This window comes from Caballeronia sp. LZ043 (genome assembly GCF_031451075.1).
Lineage (GTDB): Bacteria > Pseudomonadota > Gammaproteobacteria > Burkholderiales > Burkholderiaceae > Caballeronia.
In genome coordinates, this window is the sequence record NZ_JARUXT010000004.1 from 1,000,835 (window position 1) to 1,023,241 (window position 22,407).

At 65.4% G+C, this 22,407-nt stretch carries 20 protein-coding genes; 11 read left to right on the top strand and 9 right to left on the bottom strand.

Going from position 1 to position 22,407, the window contains the following annotated elements:
• Window positions 1-3: 3 nt before the first annotated feature.
• Both QCE64_RS32150 and QCE64_RS32155 read right to left on the bottom strand, forming a co-directional pair.
• The gene (locus QCE64_RS32150) at window positions 4-753 is read right to left on the bottom strand and encodes a fimbria/pilus periplasmic chaperone (protein ID WP_310008203.1); all 750 of its coding nucleotides are present in this window, start codon (window positions 751-753) and stop codon (window positions 4-6) included.
• Between the two features lie 89 nt (window positions 754-842).
• Complete coding sequence (locus tag QCE64_RS32155; RefSeq protein ID WP_309926675.1) at window positions 843-1,412, bottom strand: fimbrial protein; 570 nt, start codon at window positions 1,410-1,412, stop codon at window positions 843-845.
• 426 nt (window positions 1,413-1,838) lie between these two features.
• Here QCE64_RS32155 and QCE64_RS32160 point away from each other — a divergent pair, with 426 nt between their 5' ends.
• Entirely contained in the window at window positions 1,839-2,780 is a 942-nt protein-coding gene (locus tag QCE64_RS32160; RefSeq protein ID WP_309926679.1) for a DMT family transporter, read from the top strand.
• A 30-nt stretch (window positions 2,781-2,810) separates the two neighbouring features.
• Here the strand turns inward: QCE64_RS32160 and QCE64_RS32165 are convergent, their stop codons facing one another.
• Window positions 2,811-3,113, bottom strand: coding sequence for a helix-turn-helix domain-containing protein (locus QCE64_RS32165; RefSeq protein ID WP_309927536.1), 303 nt, complete (start codon window positions 3,111-3,113; stop codon window positions 2,811-2,813).
• Window positions 3,114-3,686: 573 nt separating this feature from the next.
• On the opposite strand from QCE64_RS32165, the gene phaP reads away from it, so the two are divergent.
• On the top strand, window positions 3,687-4,250 hold the full coding sequence (gene phaP / locus QCE64_RS32170) for a TIGR01841 family phasin (protein WP_310008205.1): 564 nt from the start codon (window positions 3,687-3,689) through the stop codon (window positions 4,248-4,250).
• 82 nt (window positions 4,251-4,332) lie between these two features.
• Here the strand turns inward: phaP and QCE64_RS32175 are convergent, their stop codons facing one another.
• Entirely contained in the window at window positions 4,333-4,701 is a 369-nt protein-coding gene (locus QCE64_RS32175) for a DOPA 4,5-dioxygenase family protein (RefSeq protein WP_309926683.1), read from the bottom strand.
• A 77-nt stretch (window positions 4,702-4,778) separates the two neighbouring features.
• The gene (locus QCE64_RS32180) at window positions 4,779-4,904 is read right to left on the bottom strand and encodes a hypothetical protein (protein ID WP_309935004.1); all 126 of its coding nucleotides are present in this window, start codon (window positions 4,902-4,904) and stop codon (window positions 4,779-4,781) included.
• Window positions 4,905-5,054: 150 nt separating this feature from the next.
• Here QCE64_RS32180 and QCE64_RS32185 point away from each other — a divergent pair, with 150 nt between their 5' ends.
• The 4 genes from QCE64_RS32185 to QCE64_RS32200 all read left to right on the top strand — a co-directional run bounded on the left by QCE64_RS32185 (window position 5,055) and on the right by QCE64_RS32200 (window position 10,270).
• A complete protein-coding gene (locus QCE64_RS32185) occupies window positions 5,055-6,470 on the top strand; it encodes a PLP-dependent aminotransferase family protein (RefSeq protein ID WP_310008207.1) in 1,416 nt (471 codons plus the stop codon).
• Window positions 6,471-6,511: 41 nt separating this feature from the next.
• On the top strand, window positions 6,512-8,905 hold the full coding sequence (locus QCE64_RS32190; RefSeq protein WP_310008209.1) for an ATP-dependent DNA helicase: 2,394 nt from the start codon (window positions 6,512-6,514) through the stop codon (window positions 8,903-8,905).
• Between the two features lie 41 nt (window positions 8,906-8,946).
• Window positions 8,947-9,450, top strand: a complete 504-nt coding sequence (locus QCE64_RS32195; RefSeq protein ID WP_309926690.1) for a hemerythrin domain-containing protein — start codon at window positions 8,947-8,949, stop codon at window positions 9,448-9,450.
• 88 nt (window positions 9,451-9,538) lie between these two features.
• Window positions 9,539-10,270, top strand: coding sequence for a 2OG-Fe(II) oxygenase (locus tag QCE64_RS32200; RefSeq protein WP_309935009.1), 732 nt, complete (start codon window positions 9,539-9,541; stop codon window positions 10,268-10,270).
• 27 nt (window positions 10,271-10,297) lie between these two features.
• Here QCE64_RS32200 and ribA read toward each other — a convergent pair whose 3' ends face one another.
• Together ribA and QCE64_RS32210 are read right to left on the bottom strand one after the other, a co-directional pair.
• Window positions 10,298-10,966: a GTP cyclohydrolase II gene (ribA, locus tag QCE64_RS32205; protein ID WP_309911040.1), complete on the bottom strand. Its 669-nt coding sequence runs from the start codon at window positions 10,964-10,966 to the stop codon at window positions 10,298-10,300.
• A gap of 174 nt (window positions 10,967-11,140) precedes the next feature.
• Window positions 11,141-11,992: an NADPH-dependent F420 reductase gene (locus QCE64_RS32210; RefSeq protein ID WP_404987810.1), complete on the bottom strand. Its 852-nt coding sequence runs from the start codon at window positions 11,990-11,992 to the stop codon at window positions 11,141-11,143.
• A 56-nt stretch (window positions 11,993-12,048) separates the two neighbouring features.
• Between QCE64_RS32210 and ahpC the strand changes: the two genes are divergently transcribed.
• Together ahpC and ahpF are read left to right on the top strand one after the other, a co-directional pair.
• On the top strand, window positions 12,049-12,612 hold the full coding sequence (gene ahpC / locus QCE64_RS32215) for an alkyl hydroperoxide reductase subunit C (protein ID WP_309820620.1): 564 nt from the start codon (window positions 12,049-12,051) through the stop codon (window positions 12,610-12,612).
• A gap of 142 nt (window positions 12,613-12,754) precedes the next feature.
• Window positions 12,755-14,341: an alkyl hydroperoxide reductase subunit F gene (gene ahpF, locus QCE64_RS32220; protein WP_310008211.1), complete on the top strand. Its 1,587-nt coding sequence runs from the start codon at window positions 12,755-12,757 to the stop codon at window positions 14,339-14,341.
• Window positions 14,342-14,424: 83 nt separating this feature from the next.
• Here ahpF and QCE64_RS32225 read toward each other — a convergent pair whose 3' ends face one another.
• Complete coding sequence (locus tag QCE64_RS32225) at window positions 14,425-15,660, bottom strand: HAMP domain-containing sensor histidine kinase (protein WP_309926700.1); 1,236 nt, start codon at window positions 15,658-15,660, stop codon at window positions 14,425-14,427.
• A 318-nt stretch (window positions 15,661-15,978) separates the two neighbouring features.
• Between QCE64_RS32225 and tam the strand changes: the two genes are divergently transcribed.
• On the top strand, window positions 15,979-16,758 hold the full coding sequence (tam, locus tag QCE64_RS32230) for a trans-aconitate 2-methyltransferase (protein WP_310008214.1): 780 nt from the start codon (window positions 15,979-15,981) through the stop codon (window positions 16,756-16,758).
• 12 nt (window positions 16,759-16,770) lie between these two features.
• Here the strand turns inward: tam and QCE64_RS32235 are convergent, their stop codons facing one another.
• The gene (locus tag QCE64_RS32235) at window positions 16,771-17,706 is read right to left on the bottom strand and encodes a LysR family transcriptional regulator (protein WP_310008216.1); all 936 of its coding nucleotides are present in this window, start codon (window positions 17,704-17,706) and stop codon (window positions 16,771-16,773) included.
• Window positions 17,707-17,898: 192 nt separating this feature from the next.
• On the opposite strand from QCE64_RS32235, the gene QCE64_RS32240 reads away from it, so the two are divergent.
• On the top strand, window positions 17,899-19,482 hold the full coding sequence (locus QCE64_RS32240) for an aldehyde dehydrogenase (NADP(+)) (protein WP_310008218.1): 1,584 nt from the start codon (window positions 17,899-17,901) through the stop codon (window positions 19,480-19,482).
• Window positions 19,483-20,201: 719 nt separating this feature from the next.
• The gene (locus tag QCE64_RS32245; protein ID WP_310008220.1) at window positions 20,202-22,289 is read left to right on the top strand and encodes a zinc ribbon domain-containing protein; all 2,088 of its coding nucleotides are present in this window, start codon (window positions 20,202-20,204) and stop codon (window positions 22,287-22,289) included.
• Window positions 22,290-22,407 lie beyond the last annotated feature (118 nt).

The following is a 22,407-nucleotide window of genomic DNA, read 5'->3' on the forward strand; positions in this document are numbered from 1 at the left end:
TGACTAATCGGCTGCGTCGGCATCGCCCTCGATGGGACTGCCGAGATCGCTGATCGCCATGTAATGGACCTTGCCGGCATGCACCCCGCTCATCTTCGGCACCGCGATGATTTCGGTGCCCCGCGGCGCGACCATGCCGCCCATCTCGTTCTTGTAGTGCTTGCCTTGCGCCTGCACCCCGATCTCGCTGAACGACACGTAGTAGGCGGTCGGGTTCGAGACGGCGAGCGCGTCGCCGCCGCCCTGCGGCGCGGGCACGATCTTCCAGGTCAGCGCGCGCGGCGCATCCTCGGGCACGCCCGGCAGCTTCACCGGCCGCACGAACACCTTGATGCGCGTCCGGTAGGCAAGTTGCAGCGTGTTCTGATCGGCCTTGGGCTGCACTTTCGGCGGAACGTCGAGCACGTTCAGCCAGTACACCGATTCGTGGTCCTGCGGCAGCGCGTCGCCGCCGTACATCACCCGCAGCGTCTGCGACTTGCCCGCGTCCATGCGGAAGATCGGCGGAGTAATCACGAAGGGCGTCTTGACGTCGTCGGGCGCGGCATCGGCCCGGCCGTCGTCGATCCACACCTGGACCAGCGAAGGGCTGCGGCTGTCGTTGTTCAGCTTGACCGTGACTTCACGCTGATCCAGCGGATAGACGACCCGCGTGCCGCCGATCGTCACGCTCGCGCCCGCCGTGCCCGCTACGCTCGCGAAGCAGATGCCGAGGCATGCGGCCGCTGCGATCAGCCGCCTGTTGCTGTTCATGTCGAGTGCCTGTTTCAATGACCACGCTATGACTGACCCATGCCGGGCGCGCCCACGCGCGCGCCCGGAACCTGCTTGCCGCGACGCGGTTACTGATAGGTCATCGTGTACTGCGCCGAGGTCGTCACGTTGCCCACCGCGGCCTTGCCGGTCGCGTAGTACTGCGCGAAGTAGTTCAGCGTGGCCGCGCCGCTGGCGATCGTCGCGCCGTTGGTGGCCAGGTCGTTGTTCGCGTTCGTCAGGATGTTGATCGGCTGCATGTTCACGTTCAGCAGGCGGACCTGGACATTGGTCGCCGGCGTCGTCACGGCCTTGTTCACCAGATTGCCGCTTGCCTGGTCCACCGTCGGGCCGTTCTCGAAGCGCGCGACTGCCTTGGTCGCAGCGCCCGTGCAGCCGCTCAGCGTCAGCTTGATGTCGCCGAGATTGGACGTGCCGGCCGTCGTGCCCGCCGACGCCAGCGAGCCCGCCGTCACGGTCGGCAAGAGCACGCTGATGTCGGCCTGCGTGCCGCTGGCCTTGCCATTGATCGAGCAAGTGGTGTCGGTGATGACGCCGTTGATGGTGATGGTGCCGTCGGCGGCCTGTGCGATCGTCGACGAAAGAGCGATGAACGCTCCGGACAGGATCGCTGCTGCGACCGAAAAGCGCTTCTGCATGGTGTGCTCCACAACTGGGACGGGTGAGTTCCTGTGCGATCGGGACGCGCGGCCCGCGTGCCGTATCGCTGCTTCTGACGCCAGATGTTTGCCAAGCAACTTTGTTAAGGGTCGACAGGTTGCATGACATCCGACATCCAGCGAATCGTAGAGACAGCGCACTAGGAATGATCTAGTCGAAGTCTGAAAAATGACGAAAACATCATGAGACATCGAACCGCATCGCATCTGTGTCCGAACCGTCTAGTTAATTTTTTCAGTCCGTGACGGTGACGCAACAAGACAGCACACGACATGACTGCGTTCTTGCAGCACCCTGACGATGACTGGAAAATGATGCAAGGCTCGAAAGGCCGTTCATCTTCAGAATCCCGTTCCACGATCCGCGGTTCCGCGGCAACCGGTCAAACCAACCACGGACATTCGATGGCAAGCTTGGAGAGCAAGGCGCGTTACCGCATTGATACCGATAACACCGGCGCCGGCATCGCCATCATGATCCTGACCACGGCGACCTTCGCCGCGAGCGACTCGACGGTGAAGCTGATCGGCACGGCGGTTCCGCTGCTTGCGCTCCTGTGGGTCCGGTACTTGTTCCAGATGGTCGTGCTGGGCGTCTGGCAGGTGCGGCGTGGCGCGTTCGGCCTGTTTCGAACGGGCAGCGTGAAGCTGCAGATCGTGCGCGCCGTGCTGCTGCTGACCAATTCGGCGTGTACCTTCGCGGCCCTGCGGCATCTGCCGCTGCCGGTGACCACGTCGCTCGCCATGCTGGCGCCGCTGATCTCCACGCTGCTCGCCGCGCTCGTGCTGAAGGATCATGTCCCGCGCAGCAAATGGGCGATGGTCGTGCTCGGCTTCATCGGCATGCTGCTGGTGGTGCGTCCGGGCGGCAGCCAGTTCAACTGGAATATCGCCTATCCGATCGGCTCGGCGACGACCTTCGCGTGCTTCCAGGTGATTTCCAGCCACCTCTCCCGGGTCGATGATGCGATCACCACCAACTTCCTCACGGCGTTCGTCGCGACGCTGGTGTTGTGCGTGCTCGTCTGGATGGATCAGGCGGAGACGCTGCCGGCGATTGCACGCGTGCGGCCCGGAAGCTGGATGCTGGTGGCCTTGATGGCGACCTTCGCGACGGTCGGCCAGTTGCTGATGCTGCAGGCGTTACGGCGCGCGCCGCTGGCCGTGCTCACACCGTTTTCCTATGGCCAGCTGGCGCTCGCGGCGTTCTTCAGTTGGCTGCTGTTCGGCCAGGTGCCGGATGGCTGGATGGCGTTCGGGATGTGCGTGATCGCGGCGAGCGGCATCGGCACCGTGCTGCTGCACGGGCGCGGGCAGGCGGCGCCTGCGATGACGCCGGAAGCCTGATGACGCGGAAAATGCGGCGGGAAAGCGCGCTCAGTTGACTGCCTGAGACTGCGCATGCACCGGAGCCTGGCGGCTCTGGCCGGTGCACAGCCAGTGCACGTCGAGGTCGAGCGCGCGGGCGATGCGATTGAACGCCGCCAGCGGCGGCACCGTGATGCCGCGACGCCAGTACTGCACGTCGTGCTCGCTCACGTCGAGCCAGTTGGCGGCTTTTGCGGAACTGATGTTTGCCTTGTGCATGGCCCGGTCCAGACGCGCGGCCATGGCGCGCCGCAGGGTGTTGTCTTCTTCGCTGCGTTCAAGGTGGCCCAGGGTTTGAGAATGTTGCCCCATCTTCTTCAAGTCTCTCGATTTATATATATGCCGTTCAGCGCCGGCTGATTTGCGCGAGGGTGAATCCTATACAGGCGAAGTGACGGGCTGGTGACACGATTTACGTCGAAATTCTTACCCGGCATTACGCCTTTCCCTCGTTTGCTGCGGTGCGTGATTTTTTCAATTCCGACATCAATGCGTCAACTAGGGAAACATCGCATTCGGTAATAATTGGCTTAGGTGTTTACCAGCATCTCGCCCAAAGTCCTGCTGGACAAGGGTTTGACCGAACGAGCGTGCGTTCCGGACCATCCTGAATAAATTATCAGCAGTTGAAATATTGTTCAGAATTTAACCATTGATCAGTTGCACACGTCTGATGACGTGATGTGTGATCAAACCGTATATATCGTCCGAGCGCATTTGCTTATTTCCCTTCGATTATTTTGACGAATATCGGACTAGTTTAATGTCTGGTCGGAAACACGTAATTGACACGCGAAGCAGTTTCATTAAAATGAGTCGCTCGCTGCACCGCACCAATCATCGCGCGCCCCGCGCCATCACGCATCAAACCACCTGGAGTCGAGAATGAGCAGTCTTGCGCCGGAAAAGGTAGTCGAGTCGCAGAAGGCGGGAGTAGACGCCACGTTTGGCCTCGCCACGCGGGCTGTCGGTGGCTTTGAACAACTGGTCGATCTGAACACGCGCACCATCAGGACCGCGCTCGACGAACAGCAGGCGTTCGTCCTCCGTGCGTTCTCGGCGCGCGGTCCGCAGGAATTCCTCACGCTGCATAACCAGAATTTGCAGGACGCCGCCCAGCGCACGCAGGCTTACTGGACGCAAGTCTACGAAATCGCCGCGGGCGTCCGTGGCGACTACATCGAAGCCGTGCAGGATCAGCTCGGCAAATCGCAGCGCAACGTCCAGGCGTTTGTCGAGAGCCTCGCGAGCCACGCGCCCGCCGGCAGCGAAGCCGTGGTGAATGCGTGGCGCTCCGCCATCGACGCTGCGACGGAATCCGCCAACTCCGCGTACGAAGCCGCCCGGAAGGCCGCCAAGCAGGTCGTGGACGCCGCGCAGAGCGACGCGGAAGTGGCCGGCGGCGCCGTCGTGCGTGCCGTGCCCAAGGCGGCTACCGCGAAGAAGTAAGCTTCTTTCAGCGGCAATCAAGAGAACAAACAAAGGCGGGCATGACCCGCCTTTGTTGCGTCTGAGAGGCAGGCCTGGGGATTCAGCCGCCCAGCGTCTTCAACACCAGTTCATGCGAACGCCCGATCCACACCGCTGCATCGCGATGATCCGCCAGCGCGTTGCCGGTGTTGGGATGCATGAAGACATCGAGCGCGCCGTGGTTGAGGGTCAGCCATTCGAGCATCGGCGCGAGCAGTTCGCTGCCGAAGGCGAGCTGGAACGACCACACCGGATGCGGTCCGACCGGTCGCTCGTGAAAACGGCCCAGACGCAACGCGCCGCCTTCCAGCAGATCGGAGAAATGCGCTTCGATGACCAGCCGGAGTTGCCAGGCGGCATCGCGCGTATGTGCATCGAAATAGACGTGGGCGTGCCAGTCGGTGATGCTGCGGGTGTGCTTCGCGTCCATCTTGTCATTCCTGCGCGGCGTAGTGCGGAACGCCGATTCTATCCTTCGGACCGCGCCTGCCTCGCGGACCGGCGGCCCTAGTACCGGCCGCTGCTGCTGCCTGAAGACGAACCCTGCGGCATGCCGCTGCCATCGCTTTGACATCCCGCGAGCAGACCGGCGAGCAAGGCGACGACGATCGCGGCGATTCTGGCGCACTTCATGACACACCTCCGGACGAGTTAAGAATGGGCGCGGCGCATGGGCCGCTCCCTGATCAAACGCGCGAGTCCGCCGCGATATTCCCCGCACGCGCCGTGCGACAATTCGCGCCGCGCATCGGCCGATGCGCGTCCACTCCAGCACACCACGCGATGAAGCGCTACCAGGCCCTGGCCGACACGATGGCCGCCGAGATCCGCGCGGGCCGCTTGCCTGTTGGCGCGCGCCTGCCCTCGGTGCGGCATCTGACGACGCAATACGGGGTCGGGCAGTCGACGGTCTTCCGCGCCTATTACCTGCTCGAGGAATGGGGGCTCATCCGCGCTCGCGAGCGCTCGGGCTACTACGTCACGCCGGGCGCGACGCTCGACGCGCCGCGCGCCGGCGCCGCGCAGACGGCGCTTGCCGAACCCGCGCCGATCGACGTCAGCAGCCTCGTGTTCTCCGTGCTCGATGCGCTCAAGCGTCCCGATGTCGCGCCGCTCGGTTCGGCGTTCCCCGCGCCGCAACTGTTCCCGCTGGCGCGGCTCGCGAAGTCGCTCGGACAGGCGGCGCGCGGGCTCGATCCGTGGAGCACGGTCGCTGACATGCCGCCGGGCAATGAAACGCTGCGGCAGCAGATCGCCTTGCGTTACGTCGGCATGGGGATCGCGCAGCCGGTGGACACGCTCATCGTGACGAACGGCGCGCTGGAGGCGCTCACGCTCTCCCTGATGGCCGTGACGAAACCGGGCGACGTCGTCGCGATCGAATCGCCCTGCTTCTACGCCGCGCTTCAGGCGATCGAGCATCTGGGACTGCAGGCGGTCGAGATTCCCGTCGATCCCGAAGAAGGACTGGATCTCGCCGTGCTCGCCGAAGTGCTCGACCGGCATCCGGTGCGCGCATGCTGGTTCATGACGAATTTCCAGAATCCGACCGGCGTGACGCTGTCGATTGCGAAGAAGCGCGCGCTGGTTGAACTGCTCACGCGGCACGACGTGCCGATGATCGAAGACGACGTCTACGGCGAGCTGCATTTTGCGCAGGACCGGCCGCCGCCCGCGAAAGCGTTCGACACCCAGGGGCTCGTGATGCACTGCGCGTCGTTCTCGAAGACGCTCGCGCCGGGCTACCGGCTCGGCTGGGTCGCGGCGGGCCGCTACGCGCAGGCGGTGCGCCGTCTCAAGCTGATGACGACGCTGTCGACCAGCATTCCGGTTCAGGCGGGCATCGCCGATTATTTGCAGCATGGCGGCTTCGACCGGCATCTGCGCAAGCTGCGCGGCGCCCTGCTCGCCCAACGCGGCGAGATGGAAGCGGCGATTGCGCGCTGGCTGCCGCCGGAGGTGTCGTTCGTGCGGCCGGAGGGCGGCTATTTTCTGTGGCTCAGGCTGGCGGCGGACGTCGATGCGATGCAGTTGCACAGGCGTGGGCTGGAGCATGGCGTCAACGTGACGCCGGGGCCGATCTTCTCCGCGCGTCATGCGCATGGCAATTACGTGCGGATCAACTTCGGGCATCCGTGGTCGGGACAGATTGAAGGGGCGGTGAAGGCGTTGGGGGAGTGGGTGCGGGGGGCGTCCTGAATGTCACTTCGCCGCATTTTCCCCATGCTAGACTGCTGTACATGCATACAGTACCCGAGCCCGCCTACACCGTTGCCGTTCGCGCGCTGTGCGAATTCACGGCGAAGCAAGGCGATCTCGACCTGCGCTTCACACCCGCGCCGAGCGCTCAGGAAGGCATCGCCGGTCATCTGACCGTGACTGCAAGGCGCCCCGCGGGTTACCAGAAGGAAATCTCCCTCGCGGAAACACACGGCCCGCTCAGCGTGCGCGGCCGCGCCGACGGCTACGATCCCGCGCTGAACCGGCTCGAAGAGATCAAGACGCATCGCGGCAAGCTCGACGCGATGCCGGCCAATCATCGTCACCTGCATCGGGCGCAGGCGCGCGTCTACGGACATCTGATGTGCCGCAAGCTCGGGCTTGCCGAAATCGACATCGCGCTCGTGTACTTCGACATCGTCGATCAAACCGAAACCGTGCTGGTCGAGACTCAGACCGCGCACGCGCTCGCCACGCATTTCGACACGCAATGCGAACGTTTCATCGCCTGGGCGCGGCAGGAACTGGCGCACGGCGCGGCCCGCAATCAAGCCCTGGATTCACTCACATTTCCCCATGCCGGTTTTCGGCCCGGCCAGCGCACGCTCGCGGAGGCGGTGTATCGGGCGGCCGTGTCGGGAAAGCGGCTCGTCGTGCAGGCGCCGACGGGCATCGGCAAGACGGTCGGCACGTTGTTTCCGCTGTTGAAGGCCTGGCACGGGCAGCACCTCGACAAGATCTTCTTTCTCACCGCCAAGAGCGCCGGCCGGCAACTCGCGCTCGACGCGCTGACGACGCTGGCCGCGCGTCCGTTGCGCGTCATCGAACTCGTCGCGCGCGACAAGGTCTGCGAGTATCCGGGCCGCGCCTGTCACGGCGATGCGTGTCCGCTCGCGCGCGGCTTCTACGATCGCCTGCCCGGCGCGCGCGCCGCCGCGCTCGAGCGTCCTCTGCTCGACCGCGCGTCGATCGCCGAAGTGGCGCGCGCGCACGACGTCTGTCCGTACTATCTGAGTCAGGAACTGGCGCGCTGGGCCGATGTGATCGTCGGCGACTACAACTATTACTTCGACACCAGCGCGATGCTGTTCGCGCTCGCGGAGGCGAACCGCTGGCGCGTCGCGGTGCTCGTCGACGAGGCGCACAACCTCGTCGAACGCGCGCGCGGCATGTATTCGGCGACACTCGACCAGCGCGCCTTCGACGCCATGCGCCGCGGCGCGCCTGCGTGGCTGAAGAAGCCGCTCGGTCGCGTCGCGCGCTGCTGGAACGAGACGGCGCGCGAGCAGCGCGCAGCCGACACCGACTACGTTGCCTACGCGCAAGCGCCCGCCAGTTTCCTCGGCGCGCTGGCTCAGGCGGTCTCGCACATGACCGAGGTGCTCGCCGAACAGCCCGACAGCTTCACGCCCGAGATCCTCCGCTTCTATTTCGATGCCATTCACTTCGCGCGCATCGCCGAACGCTTCGGCGCGCATTCGATCTTCGACATCGCGCTCGAGCGCTCGCACGGCGGCAAGCGTCCGGCTGTACTGTGCCTGCGCAACGTGGTGCCCGGGCCGCATCTGGCGCCGCGTTTCGCGCGCGCTCACAGCGTCGCGCTGTTCTCCGCGACCCTCACACCCGCGCACTTCTACGCCGATACGCTCGGCCTGCCCGAGTCGTGCGTGCGCGTGGACGTCGAGTCGCCATTCGACGCCACGCAACTCGACGTGCGCGCGATCGCCGATGTCTCGACGCGTTATCGCGACCGCGCCCATTCCGTGGCGCGCATTGCCGATCTGATCGCCGCCCAGTTCTTCCAGGCCGAGGGCAATTACCTGAGCTTCTTCAGCAGCTTCGAGTATCTGACGCAGGTGGCGGCCGCGCTGATCGAACGGCATCCGTCGATTCCCTGCTGGCAGCAATCCCGCGCGATGAGCGAGGCGGAGCAGCACGCGTTTCTCGAGCGCTTCGTGCCGGACGGACGCGGCGTCGGCTTTGCGGTGCTGGGCGGGGCGTTCGGCGAGGCCGTGGATCTGCCGGGCACGCGGCTGGTCGGCGCGTTCGTCGCGACGCTCGGCCTGCCGCAGCTGAATCCGGTCAACGAGCAGATGCGCGCGCGCATGCACGAAGCCTTTGGCGAAGGCTATGCCTATGCGTACCTGTTTCCGGGCCTGCAGAAAGTAGTGCAGGCGGCCGGGCGCGTGATACGCGGGCCGCTCGATCGCGGCGTGCTGTACCTGATCGACGATCGCTTCGCACGCGCCGAGGTGCGGCGTCTGCTGCCGGCGTGGTGGCAGGTGAAGGTGCTGCGACATCGTGACCTGGCGCAGATCGGCAGCGACCATTTAGACCGGCGCGATGCCGCCGTTAACCGATGCAATCGCGGGCATTCGCTTTGCTTCTCTCCGGCACCTCGGGAACACACGTGATCCCTGCCAGGCCGTAGAGCCCTCATCTGGAGAACCCCCACATGTCCACCGTTCACTCCCCGCGACATCCGGACGCGCTCGACATGCTCGAAGCCGATCACCGTGCGCTCGAACAGCTGTTCGATGCCTTCGACCGCGCCGGCGCCGCCGCGCCGGAACACAAGCAATCGCTGGTGCAGCGCGCGTGCGAACTGCTGACGATCCATGCGATCGTCGAAGAAGAACTGCTCTATCCGATGGCTCAGGATGCGCTCGCCGCACAGGGGAACATCGACGTCGACGAAGCTTATGTCGAGCATTTCCTGATGACTTCGCTGATCGATCGCCTGGCGTCGCTCACGGCCGGCGAAGACGGCTTCGACGCCACCTTCAGGATGCTCAAGGAACATGCGGGGCGTCATGTCGCGGAAGAAGAAACGACGCTCTTTCCCGAACTTCGCCGCGCGCAACTCGATCTCGTCACGCTCGGCGCCCGGATGGACGCGCGGCGAAACGCGCTGCGAGGGCGTATCGACGAGACAGCCATGACGGCGCTGCCGCACTAGACCATTCGCGTTCTTGAATTGCGGCGCAAGACCCGGAGTGCGTGACGCGCGCGTGGCGAGCAGAATCACGCTTTTTCGGAGATCCAGCATGAACTTGTCTGTGTCAGCGCCGCCGGCGGTCAGCGAGCGCATCGACGCGCTCGACTGGGCCAGCCTCGAAGCACAACTCGATGCATTCGGTTCAGCGACCGCGCCAGGCCTGCTCTCGCGCGGGGAGTGCGAGGCGCTGGCCGCGCTTTACGATCGCGAAAGCGGCTTCCGCAGCCGCGTCGTGATGGAGCGGCACGGTTTCGGGCGCGGCGAATACAAGTACTTCGCGCATCCGCTGCCTGATGTGATCGGCGATATGCGCCGCGCCGTCTATCCGCATCTCGTGCCGGTGGCGAACCGGTGGAACGAGATCATGGGGATCGACACGCGCTATCCCCGCGAACACGATGCGTTCATCGACCGCTGTCATCGCGCAGGGCAGACGCGCCCCACGCCGCTGCTGCTGCGCTACGTGGCGGGCGACTTCAACTGCCTGCATCAGGACCTGTACGGCGAGCACGTCTTTCCGATCCAGATGGCCATCTTGCTGTCAGCGCCGCAACGCGATTTCACCGGCGGCGAGTTCGTGATGACGGAACAGCGGCCGCGCATGCAATCGCGCGCGGAAGTGGTGCCGCTCAGTCAGGGCGATGCGGTGCTGTTTGCCGTGCATCATCGGCCGGTGCAGGGGACGCGCGGGCCGTATCGGGTGAACCTCCGGCATGGCGTGAGCCGCCTGCGCTCGGGTCGGCGGCATATGCTCGGGGTGATTTTTCACGACGCGAGTTGAGGGGGCGCCCAGTCGAGCTTACTCACGCTACTCGTTCTCCTCGAAGTAGTGCCCAAACCGCGCCTGCTTCGTCTTGATATAGCGCTCGTTTTCCTCACGCATCGGGATTGCGAGCGCGACGCGTTCGCATACCGGGATGTCATGCTTGAGCAGCGTGTCGAACTTCGACGGGTTGTTGCTCATCAGGCGCACGGACTTCACCTTCATCGCCCGCAGGATGGCCGCGGCGGAGTCGTACTCACGCGCGTCGTCCGGAAGGCCGAGGTGCAGGTTCGCATCGACGGTATCGAGTCCCTGCTCCTGCAGCGCATACGCGCGGATCTTGTTGGCCAGCCCGATGCCACGGCCCTCATGCCCACGCAGATACAGCAGGATGCCGCGGCTTTCGGCGGCGATGTAGCGCAGCGCGAGATCCAGCTGCTCGCCGCAATCGCACCGATACGAGCCGAACACATCGCCGGTCACGCATTCGGAATGCAGCCGCGTCAGCACCGAATCGCCGTTGCTCACGTCGCCCATGACGAAGGCGATGTGCTCGACGTTCGTATGCTTCACGCGATACACATACGAACCGAAGGTGCCGTAGCGGGTGGGAATGGTGGCGGTGGCGACGAGTTCGACATCGGCGCATGCGTCGCACTCGCCAAAACGGGGCTGGGGATCCTGCACATCCTGCGAGGGAGAAGCGGTTTTCATAGTCAATCAGCAAGTCCACGACGCCCGGTCAGGCCAGACAGCACGCGCCAGCCGGGGTTGCCATGATAAAGCCCATCAGGAAAGTGTGCCCGATTGTCTCATGAGGTGCGCCGTCTCCCGCATTTACCCGTACGAACGTTCCAACGCACGAAACACCCTCACCCCCGCGCGGCCTCAGGCGGGCGCGTCGAACGTGCCGGGACTCGCGTCGGTGGCGCGCCATTCGGGCTTGCGCACCGGATCCGCCTGCTGGAGCCCGGCCCGCAAGCCGGCGGCGTCGAGATCGGCGGTATAGACGGGCGTAGCCGGCTGCTGGCGCCAGGAATCGTCGATCGTTCCGGCATCCACCGCATCGAAGCCCATCTCCTCCACCAGCCGCATGACGAGCGCCTTCGCCTGAGGGTCGTCGCCCGCGACCGGCAGCGCGATACGCCCCGCTTCGCCCGCCGGCTTGCCGCGATTGCGCAGATGGTCCGCATAAATGTTGTTGAACGCCTTCACCACCGGCCGGCCAATCTGCTGCTCGACCCAGCGGCTCTCCGGCAGCCCCTGTTCGATTCCGTCGATACGCCCGTCACGCTGGCGCGGGTAGTAATTGCCCGTATCGATGACCACGACACCCGCCGCCACGCCCGCGAACAGGTCCTTCGGCAGATTCGGCACCTTGGCCTCGGGAATCGTCACGACGATGACTTCCGCGCCCGCTACCGTGTCACGCGCCTCGGCCGCCGTCGCGCCGGTCTCGCGCGCCACGTCGGCTAGCGTCGCCGGGCCGCGCGAATTGGCGATACGCACGTCGTGCCCCTTCTCGCTCCAGCGCAGCGCCAGCACCGCCCCGATATTCCCCGCTCCGATGATGCCGATTTTCATGACGCCTCCTTGAATATTGACAATGTAAAAAGCTGCTAAGAAGGAACCGCGACGGATGCGTGCAATCAGAATGCCGTATGCGGGAAAACATCCAATATCGGCCCGATAGACTCGCCCTATCCCGACAATAAAATCAATCCACTTCGCAGCAACGATAGCTTTACTGTATAGTTCACTTACTTCTTCAACACCACTCCAAAAGGAAACTGGTAATGCCCATCATCAACAGCCAAGTCAAGCCGTTCAAAGCAACCGCCTACCACAACGGCGATTTCGTGACCGTCACCGATGAAGACCTGAAGGGCAAGTGGTCGGTGTTCGTTTTCTATCCGGCGGACTTCACGTTCGTGTGCCCGACCGAACTCGGCGATCTGGCAGACCGCTACGAAGAGTTCAAGAAGCTCGGCGTGGAAATCTACTCGGTGTCGACCGACACACATTTCACGCACAAGGCATGGCACGACACGTCGGACACGATCAAGAAGATCGAGTACCCGATGATCGCCGATCCGACGCTGGCCATCTCGCGCGCGTTCGACGTGCTGATCGAGGAAGAAGGCCTGGCGCTGCGCGGCACGTTCGTGATCAACCCGGAAGGCGAGATCAAGCTGTGCGAAGTGCACGACAACGGCATCGGCCGCGACGCTGGCGAACTGCTCCGCAAGGTTCAGGCAGCCCAGTACATCGCCAAGAACCCGGGTCAAGTGTGCCCCGCCAAGTGGACGCCGGGCGCTGAAACGCTGACCCCGTCGCTCGACCTGATCGGCAAGATCTAAGACCCGCGCCTCCAGCGAGTCGAATGGGACGCACCGCGCGCAAGCGGCGCGTCCAGCAACACCCCAACGCTTACGCTGCGGCGCTGAAAACTTCAGTGCCGTATCGAAGCACGCCTGTACCAGTCACGGAACGGACCTCGCCATGCTCGACGCCAATCTCAAGAATCAGTTGAAAGCCTATCTGGAAAAGGTCACCCGGCCGATCGAACTCGTCGCCTTCCTCGACGACGGCGACAAATCGCGCGAGCTGAAAGGCCTGCTCGACGACATCGCCTCGCTGTCCTCGCGGATCAGCGTCGTCCAGAAAGATGATGCGGGCGCACGCCGGCCGTCGTTCACCATCGGCGAGCCGGGCAAACCTGCGGGCATCCAGTTCGCCGGCATCCCGATGGGCCACGAATTCACGTCGCTCGTGCTGGCGCTGCTGCAGACCGGCGGCCATCCGATGAAGCTCGACGACTCGACCGTCGAACAGATCCGCAATCTCGACGGTGATTTCGCCTTCGAAACGTATTTTTCGCTGACGTGCCAGAACTGCCCGGAAGTCGTGCAGGCGCTGAACATGATGGCGCTCATCAATCCGCGCATCAAGCACGTGGCCATCGACGGCGCGCTGTTCCAGAAGGAAGTGGAAGACCGCCAGGTCATGGCCGTGCCGACGATGTTCCTCAACGGCACAAGCTTCGGCTCGGGCCGCAGCGGCGTGAAGGAAATCCTCGCGAAGCTCGACACGGACGCGCCGGCCCGCGCCGCGAAGGAAATGGAAAACAAGCCGGTGTTCGACGTGCTGATCGTCGGCGGTGGCCCTGCCGGCGCGGCGGCCGCGATCTACGCAGCGCGCAAGGGCATTGCAACGGGCGTCGTCGCGGAGCGCTTCGGCGGCCAGACCCTGGACACGATGGCCATCGAGAACTTCGTCTCGGTGAAGGAAACGGAAGGACCGAAGTTCGCGACCGCGCTCGAACAGCACGTCAAGAGCCATGAAGTCGACGTGATGGACGTGCAGCGCGCCGACAAGCTCGTGCCGGGCCGCATCAACGAGATCCATCTCGCGAGCGGCGCGGTGCTGAAGGCGAAGACCGTGATTCTCTCGACCGGCGCGCGCTGGCGCGAAATCAACGTGCCGGGCGAGCGCGAGTATCGCGGCCGCGGCGTGGCCTATTGCCCGCACTGCGACGGCCCGCTCTTCAAGGGCAAGCGCGTGGCGGTGATCGGCGGCGGCAACTCGGGCGTGGAAGCGGCCATCGACCTCGCGGGTCTGGTCGCGGCGGTGACGCTGATCGAGTTCGGCACCGAGCTGCGCGCCGACGCCGTGTTGCAGAAGAAGCTGCGCAGCCTGTCGAACGTGACCATCGTGACGAACGCGCAGACCACGGAAATTTTCGGCGACGGCAAGAAGGTCAACGCGCTCGCTTATACGGACCGCGCCTCGGGCGAAAGCCATCGCGTGGAACTGGAAGGCGTGTTCGTGCAGATCGGCCTGGTGCCGAACACCGAGTGGCTCAAGGGCACGGTGGAGCTGTCGAAGCACGGCGAGATCGTCGTCGATGCGAAGGGCGCCACCTCGCTGCCGGGCGTGTTCGCCGCCGGCGACGTCACCACGGTGCCGTACAAGCAGATCGTGATCGCGGTCGGCGAAGGCGCCAAGGCATCGCTCTCCGCGTTCGATCACCTGATCCGCTCGTCGGTGGACGATGAAGCAGTGGTCGAAGAAGCCGTGACGGCGTAATGCTCGCGGCCCGCATGCCTCGCATGCGGGCTGTTGTCACGAGGACCGGAAGCGAACGGGGCAGCCCGTTCGCTTTTTTTGTTTCATGAGGCAGCGCCGTTGGCAGGCTTCGGTTCGAGCACCAGCGGGAACGTCACCTCGAACACGCTGCCGCGGCCCTTCGCCGAGTCGAAACGCAACTCGCCGTCGAGCGCCCGCGACAGTTCCTTGACGATCGCCAGGCCGAGTCCCGCGCCGGGGATATCGTCATCGGCGGCGCGCTCGAACTCCTCGAACACGCGCTCCTGATCGTCCGGACCAATGCCGACGCCCGTGTCCGCGACCAGCAGCTTCCAGCGCTCGCCGGGCACGGCGGACATGGAAAACACGATTTCTCCCGCCGACGTGTATTTGATCGCGTTCGACAGCAGATTCAGCGCAACCTGCTTCACCTTCAGGCGGTTGGAGGTCACCGCGCCGAGATCGGCGTCGAGCTGGCCGATGAGCTTGAGCCCCTTGGCCTCGGTGGACACGCGGCAGGATTGCATGAGTTCGTCGAACAGGCCGACGGGATCGAACGACTCCACGGTCAGCAGCGAATCGTCGCCGAGAACCTTCGAGTATTCGACCATTTCGTCGACGAGCGTCGCCATGTCGGCGACCTGGCGGTTCGCGAGTCCGAGCGCCGTGTCGCGCTTCGCCGGCGAACGCGATGCCAGTTGCAGCGCCGTGGAAAACACGTTGAGAAAATTGCGCAGGTCGTGAGCGACGCGGCGCGTCACCTGCATGCGCGTTTCATACAGTTCGCTGATGAGCTTCTGCCTGAGCGTCAGCTCGTAGTTGGCGCGCTCGAGCATGCCGGTGTATTCGTCGAGCTTGCGATCGCGCTCGCCCACCGCCTCGCGGATCGACGCCAGCGTGACGAAGCTCACCACTTCGTCGGTCATCAGGCGTGCATGTTCTTCGTCGGCGCGGGAGAAATCGTCATGGGTGCTCGCATACTCGCCGATCGCGAGCAGCAGCACTTGCCGGAACAGATCGAGCTCGCGCACCAGTTCATCGACACGATAGCCCTGCTGCCAGCGCCATTGCCCATGCTGGCGCGCATTGCGTTCGATGGCGCCTTCCTGGTCGCGCATATTGCGCGATTCCAGCACGATGCAGATTTCATTGAAGATGTCCGGCAGATGATCCGCGAGTTGCCGGTACGTGAGCTGGTCGGAGTGTTCGACTTCCTGATCGCCGAACACGAGCTTCATCCATTGCTCGGTAAGCGTCTGCTGCTGTGCGCGCAGCGCGGCCACGAGGCCGTTCGAGCTGCCGACTGACGTGTCGCTCATCTGCCGATTTCCGTTTGAGGGCGCCGCATGAAGCCGCGCAAGGAACCCTGATTCACAGTCGAAAGCACTGCGCCGGGGCGGCTTGCCTGGGGTCGGCCAGCGCCCGCGAACGCCACGCCAGTATAGGACGATGCCTGTTCACAAAGGGGTAATTCCGAGCGTTAACTTGGGCTTTACGATGGGCGTATCGGTAAGCTGTACGTGCGCCAGGTCAACATGTCCTTCAAGAGCGCCGGCTGGCAGGGAACCAAATCACGCGTACGGATATGTATCCTCTCGGATATAGCCATCTTTCGACCCACATGAATGGAGCCTCACATGACGACGCCCTCGTCGGACTGGCAAGCCGCGCAATACTCCGTGTTCGAGGAACAGCGCACGCGCCCCGTGCGCGATCTGCTCAGTGCCACGCATGCCGCGACGGCGCGCACGGCCGTTGACCTCGGCTGCGGCCCGGGCAATTCGACGCAGACGCTGCTCGACTTCGCGCCCGACGCGCACATCACCGCCATCGACAACTCCGCCGACATGCTCGACGCCGCGCGCAAGCGCCTGCCGCAGATTGCGTTCGAGCTTGCCGACATCGGCGCATGGTGCACCGACAGCCTGTACGACCTGATTCTCGCGAACGCCTCGCTGCAATGGCTGCCCGATCACGCGACGCTGTTTCCGTCGCTCGCGGCCCGGCTGACGCCGGGCGGGCGGCTCGCGGTGCAGATGCCCGACAATCTCGACGAACCCGCGCACCAGGCGATGCGCGCAGCCGCCGCCGACGGCCCCTGGCGCGGCAAGCTCAAAGGCGTCGAGCGCACGGCGCGGCACGGCGCCGAGTGGTACTACACGCGGCTCAAGCCGCACTGCGCGCAAGTCGACGTGTGGCGCACCACGTATCACCATCCGCTCGAAGGCGGCATTGAAGGCATCGTGGAATGGTTCAAGGGCAGCGCGCTGCGGCCGTTCCTCGCGAAGCTCGATGCGGACGAAGCCGAGGCCTTCCTCGACCGCTATCGCGAAGGCCTGCGCGCCGCCTACACGGTGCAGGACGACGGCACGGTGCTGCTGCCCTTTCCGCGGCTGTTCATCGTCGCGACGCGCTGAGCGCGCTGAACGTCACTGCACGCGGCTCTGTTCCCGCAGCATCTGCGCGAACTGCCGCGCCGCCGGCGACAGCGCCCCGCCCTTGCGCGTCACGATGCCGAACGTTTGCGACTTGGACTTCATCCGCACCGGCAGGATGCGCAGCATGCCGTGGCGCTCGAACTCGCGCGCCACGCTCGCGGGCAGGATCGACACCAGCTCGGCGCTCTGCTTGAGCAGGCTCACCGTCAGCAGCGGCGAGGCCGTGGAGATGGGATTGACCGGCATCGGCAGGCCGGCAAGGTCCATTTCGCGTTCGAGCAGCGCGCTCATCGGCATATAGGTGGGATAGGTCACCCAGCGGTAGTGCGCGAGATCGGCGAAGCCCACTTCGCGCGCGCCGGTGCGCTCGTGCCTTTGCCCGACGACGATGCACAACGGTTCGTCCATCAGCGGCTGGTAGTGATACTTCGACGGCTGATCGGACACGCTGGAGCGGCCGATAACGAGATCGACGCGGCCGTCGTCGAGCATCGGCAGCATGCGCGCGCTCGTGTCCTCGAGCACTTCGATGGCGAGATCCGGATGCTTCGCGTGCATTTCGTTGACGATCGGCGCGACCACGCCCGGCACCGCGCCCATGATGGTCCCGACCGTCAGCCGTCCGCCCGTCCCTGCGCGGATCTGCGCGAATTCATGGCAGAGCGAGTTCAGATCGGCGGCCAGCACGCGTGCATAACGCACCACGCAGCGGCCAAAGGGATTCGGAATCAGCCCGGTCTTGGCGCGCTCGAACAGCGGCGCTTCCAGCATCGATTCGAGCTCGGCCAGCGCCTTGCTGGCGGCGGACTGCGTCATGGCCATCGCGCTCGACGCCTTGTGCAGCGACTTGTGGTCGTCCAGCGAGATCAGCAATTGCAGCTGCTTCATGCGCAGCCGCGACATCAGCACGTCCAGTGTGTTCTTCATGGTCTGGCGCCCCGCGCGACGTGGCCGCCGCGCCCGGGGTGATTCCTGAAAGCGATCATGCGATGGAAAGGTTTCACTATACAGCCCGGCGTCGGAGGCCGTATAGTCGGCGCAGGGAGCGGTCATCGTACAACTGGCACCGACAGGCACCAACGGGCCGCCATGAATCCATTCAAGCAAGGACGAGACATCATGCAACTCACAGGCAACCTGCTCATCGGCCAGGAATCGCGCTTCGGCTCGAACGGCTCCATCAAGGCCGTCAATGCATCGACCGGCGCGGCCATCGAACCGGCTTTCGGCGGCGCCACGGCCGACGACCTCGAACGGGCCTGCGCGCTCGCGTGGACGGCGTTCGATCAATATCGCGAAACCTCGCCCGAAGCCCGCGCCACTTTCCTCGAAACCATCGCGCAGAACATTCTCGACATCGGCGACGACCTGATCGAGCGCTGCATGATGGAAAGCGGCCTGCCGCGCGCGCGTATCGAAGGCGAGCGCGGCCGTACCGTCGGCCAGCTGCGCATGTTCGCGGGCGTGGTCCGTAACGGCGATTTCCTCGGCGTGCGCATCGACCCGGCCCAGCCGGAACGCAAGCCGCTGCCGCGCGTCGACCTGCGTCTGCGTCACATCGGCGTGGGCCCGGTCGCCGTGTTCGGCGCGAGCAACTTCCCGCTCGCGTTCTCGGTCGCCGGCGGCGACACCGCATCGGCGCTGGCCGCCGGCTGCCCGGTCATCGTCAAGGCGCACTCGGCGCATCCGGGCACGTCGGAGCTCGTCGGCCGCGCGCTGCAAAAGGCCGTGAAGGATTGCGGCATGCCCGAAGGCACCTTCTCGCTGCTGTTCGACAGCGGCCGCGACATCGGCCAGGGTCTCGTCAAGGACAACCGCATCAAGGCGGCGGGCTTCACGGGCTCGCGCGGCGGCGGCACGGCGCTGATGAAGCTCGCCGCGGCCCGCGCCGAACCGATTCCCGTCTACGCCGAAATGAGCAGCATCAACCCGGTCCTGCTGTTCCCGAGCGCGCTGAAGAACCGCGCAGAAGGCATCGCCAAGGCGTTCGTGGGTTCGCTCGTGATGGGCGCAGGCCAGTTCTGCACGAATCCGGGTCTGGTGCTCGCCATCGACGGTCCGGAACTCGACGCGTTCATCGAAGCCGCCGCTACGGCGCTCAAGGAAACGGCCGCGCAAACCATGCTGACGCCGGGCATCTGCAAGGCCTATCAAGGCGCCGTGACGCGCGCCGCCGAACACGCGGGCGTGACGACCGCCGCGCGCGGCGTCGAGCAGAAGGGCGAGAACCAGGGCCAGTCGGCGCTGTTCGTGACCACTGCCGATGCCTTCCGCAAGAGCCATGAACTGCAGGAAGAGATTTTCGGAGCGTCGTCGCTGGTGGTGCGCTGCCCGGACCTCGCCGCGATGCGCGAGCTGATCGAATCGCTGGAAGGCCAGCTGACGGCGGCGCTGCATATCGATGAAGCCGATCACGCCGACGCCCGCAGCTTCCTGCCCGCGCTCGAACGCCGCACCGGCCGCATCCTGGTGAACGGTTTCGGCACGGGCGTGGAAGTCGGACACGCGATGGTGCACGGCGGCCCGTATCCGTCGACGGCGGATGGCCGCTCGACCTCCGTCGGCAGCCTCGCGATCAACCGCTTCCTGCGTCCGGTCAGCTATCAGGACCTGCCTGACGCGCTGCTGCCCGACGCCCTCAAGACGGAGAACCCGCTCGGCCTGAACCGCCGTATCGACGGTACGCTGCAACTGGCGAAGTAAGCGCTTCCAAAGTTTCAGCACGGGCCGCTGCGCGTCACGCGCGCTGCGGCCCGTGTTGCTTTTGGGGAGCGCATGCAGCAATAACGATCGCCTTCCGGACGATGCTTCGGAACCCTGAGAAAGCTGTTTTTTCGCCGGGATCTCAAGGGGCTTGAGCGATGCGTCGGCGAGATGCAACAAGACGTTTCAGATGTCGCCAGCCATGACATGCGCGATTTGCTTTGCCATCAGTGGTTTATCCTTCAGTCACGCCCCCTTGTCGGCAAACGGCTAAGGAATGGCGGCTCAAAACCGCCGGGCCGATCCCAAAATGTCAGAAACATAGTGAGCGAGAGAGCGAGACGTATCGCGCGATGCCTGCTCCGGCGCCGCCCATCCGTAGCGATCCGACGCTTTCACATCCATATCCGGGCCATGTGCCGGGCACGTGTGACGTGTCCGGGCACGATACGAGGTGGCGAGACGGCCAGCCGGCCGTTCTGCCGCGTGAGTCATGCAGGTTTCGACGGCCCGAGATAGGTGCGAAAGGCAATTGACGTCCGAAAGCGGTTGAACCATATTCGGGCTGACGTTTCCACTCGCGGTATGCCACGCGAGGAAACCGTACGAAGGATTGCTGCTGCGGGACTTCGTCCCGATGTTCAGATGCCGCGCAAGCGCGCATCCGGCGGCCACGCGAACAGGCAACCTCACGCACATGTCCTTCGAGGGCTTCAAGCATGACCACGCGTTTGACGTTTCCTGCATCGATGTTCTCCGTCGTCTGCCAGCGGTGCGGCAGCACGATGCGCAAGAACGCCGACAGCTGTCCCAATTGCGGCGCGGACCGCACCGCCGCGCTCGGCGCAAGGCGCGCCGCCGCCCCGGCTTCGGCCAACACCGGCATGTTCGAGCAGACGGCTTCGGCCTCTGCCGCGGCGTCCGCTTCGGCGGGCGCGTCCCTCGGCGGTGGAGACCGTGCCGAACCCTCGCTGCGGCCCGGCTGGCCGGCCTGGGACGCCAAGCGCGCGAGCGAACGCATCGCGCAGAAAGCGGCGGAATACCGCGCGCGGCGCGCGGAAATGCACGCCCGCAGCGCCTACGCCGACTCCAGCAACGACCCCGACGCCCTGCCCGGTTCCGACCGCTGGAGCCGCAACAAGACATTCATCGCGGCGGCATGCGGCGTCGTGCTGCTGGCTGGCGCGGCGTTCTATCTGCAACAGTCCGGCAACTCCGACGGCGACAATGCCGCCTCCGCCGATCACAGCGTCTCCGGCGCCATCGATTCGAAGGTCGGTCCGCTGGTGCGCGGCGCAATCGACACGGGCAACCCGGCTAACAATTCCATCACGCCTGCCCGGCGCGCGCCGGCCGAGCCCCGCGCGCTGGCTTCCGGCGATCCGCTGAGCAGCGTGCGCACCGCCCTCGACCAGCACGATCTCGGCGCGGCCCGCGCGCGTCTCAAGGCGCTTCCCGCGCAGCAGAAGGCGCGCGAGGAGTATGAAACGCTCAAGGACGAACTGGTCAAGCGCGAACTGCAGCGCGACGCCGCGCTGCAACTGGCGCGCGCCTGCGAACGCACGTCCGCATGGGCGTGCGTGCAGCAGAACGCGGGTGAGGCCCTCGCGCTCGATGGCGGCAACGTCGAATCGCAGGCCATGCTGGAACATGTGATCTCGCATGCGGGCTGGCTGGCGCCGAGCGCATCGGCGGCGCTGGCGAAGAAGACGCCGTCGGGTCCCACGGCCGACGCCACCGCTCCCGCGCCCTCCGCGAACGCCGCGAACACGACGCCGAAGCCGGCTGTCGGCGCTCCTGCGCAGGCAAACGTTGCAGCAGCGGCCCCTGCGGCGAAGCCGAACAGCGCCGCGCAGAGAGCGGCCGAGCGGCAGCGCGCGGCGCAACGCAGCGCGGCCGCGCGCGCGGCGGCGGAAGAGGCGCGCGCCGACGCCGCTTACGATTCGCGTGCGGAGAAAATTGCCCGCGCCCAAGTCGCGACCAATGCGATCACGGCGGCGACGGTCGCGCCGTCGCCCTCGGTTGTCACGAAGGTGCCCGCTCCTGCGGTTGTGGCGCCTCCGGCACAGGTGCAGGCGCCCGCGCAAACGCAGGCTGCTGCACAACCGCCCGCGCAGCCGGCTGTCAGAACCATGCCGGCTCCGGCCGCGCAGGCAGCGACGCAGGCGCCCGCGCCAACCCAGTCAGCAACGCAGGCACAGCCGGCCGTCAAAGCCCCGGCTCCAGCCGCACAGGCTGCCGCGCCGCGCGCGCCTTATTATCTCGGCGAAGAAGAGCCGAAGTCCTCCGCGCCGTCCGCCCAGCCCGCCACGCGCGCCGCGAATCCGCGCACGCCCTACTACCTCGGCGAGGACCCGCCGCAGCAGGCAGCGCCCGCCGTGCGATCGGCGGTGCCGCGGCCGCCGCAATCAACGGGACAGAGCAGTTCGATCGAGCCATCCGCTCTCACCGTTCCCACGACAGCCGCGACAACACCGGCGGCCACCACGGCCGCCGCGCCGAAGCCGCCGGCGGCGGTCGCGCAGCCCATGCCGAACGTCGTCGCGCCGCGCGCGGCGGCCGCCGCGGCAACGGCAACGGCGGCGACGGGGACACCAGCGGCCGCGACCGTAAGCCCCGCGACGACGCCGGCCGTCGCGACGCGCAGTGCGCAGTCCGCTGCGACCGCGGCCTCGCCGCAATTTGCGCCGATGCCGGCGGGCGCGCATCTCGACTCCGACAAATCCGAGGAGCTCGAACGCGCCATCAAGCAGTATGGCTGGAGCAGCAACGGCGACTCGAGCCGAAGCCAGAAGCCTTCGCAATAAGCGATCAGCAAGCGACGGACGACAAAAAGCAGCAAGCCTGACCCGCGCACAAGAAAAAGAATCACGAGCGCCACGACGAAAACAAGCAGAGCACGCAGAACAAGAACGAGCAGAGACA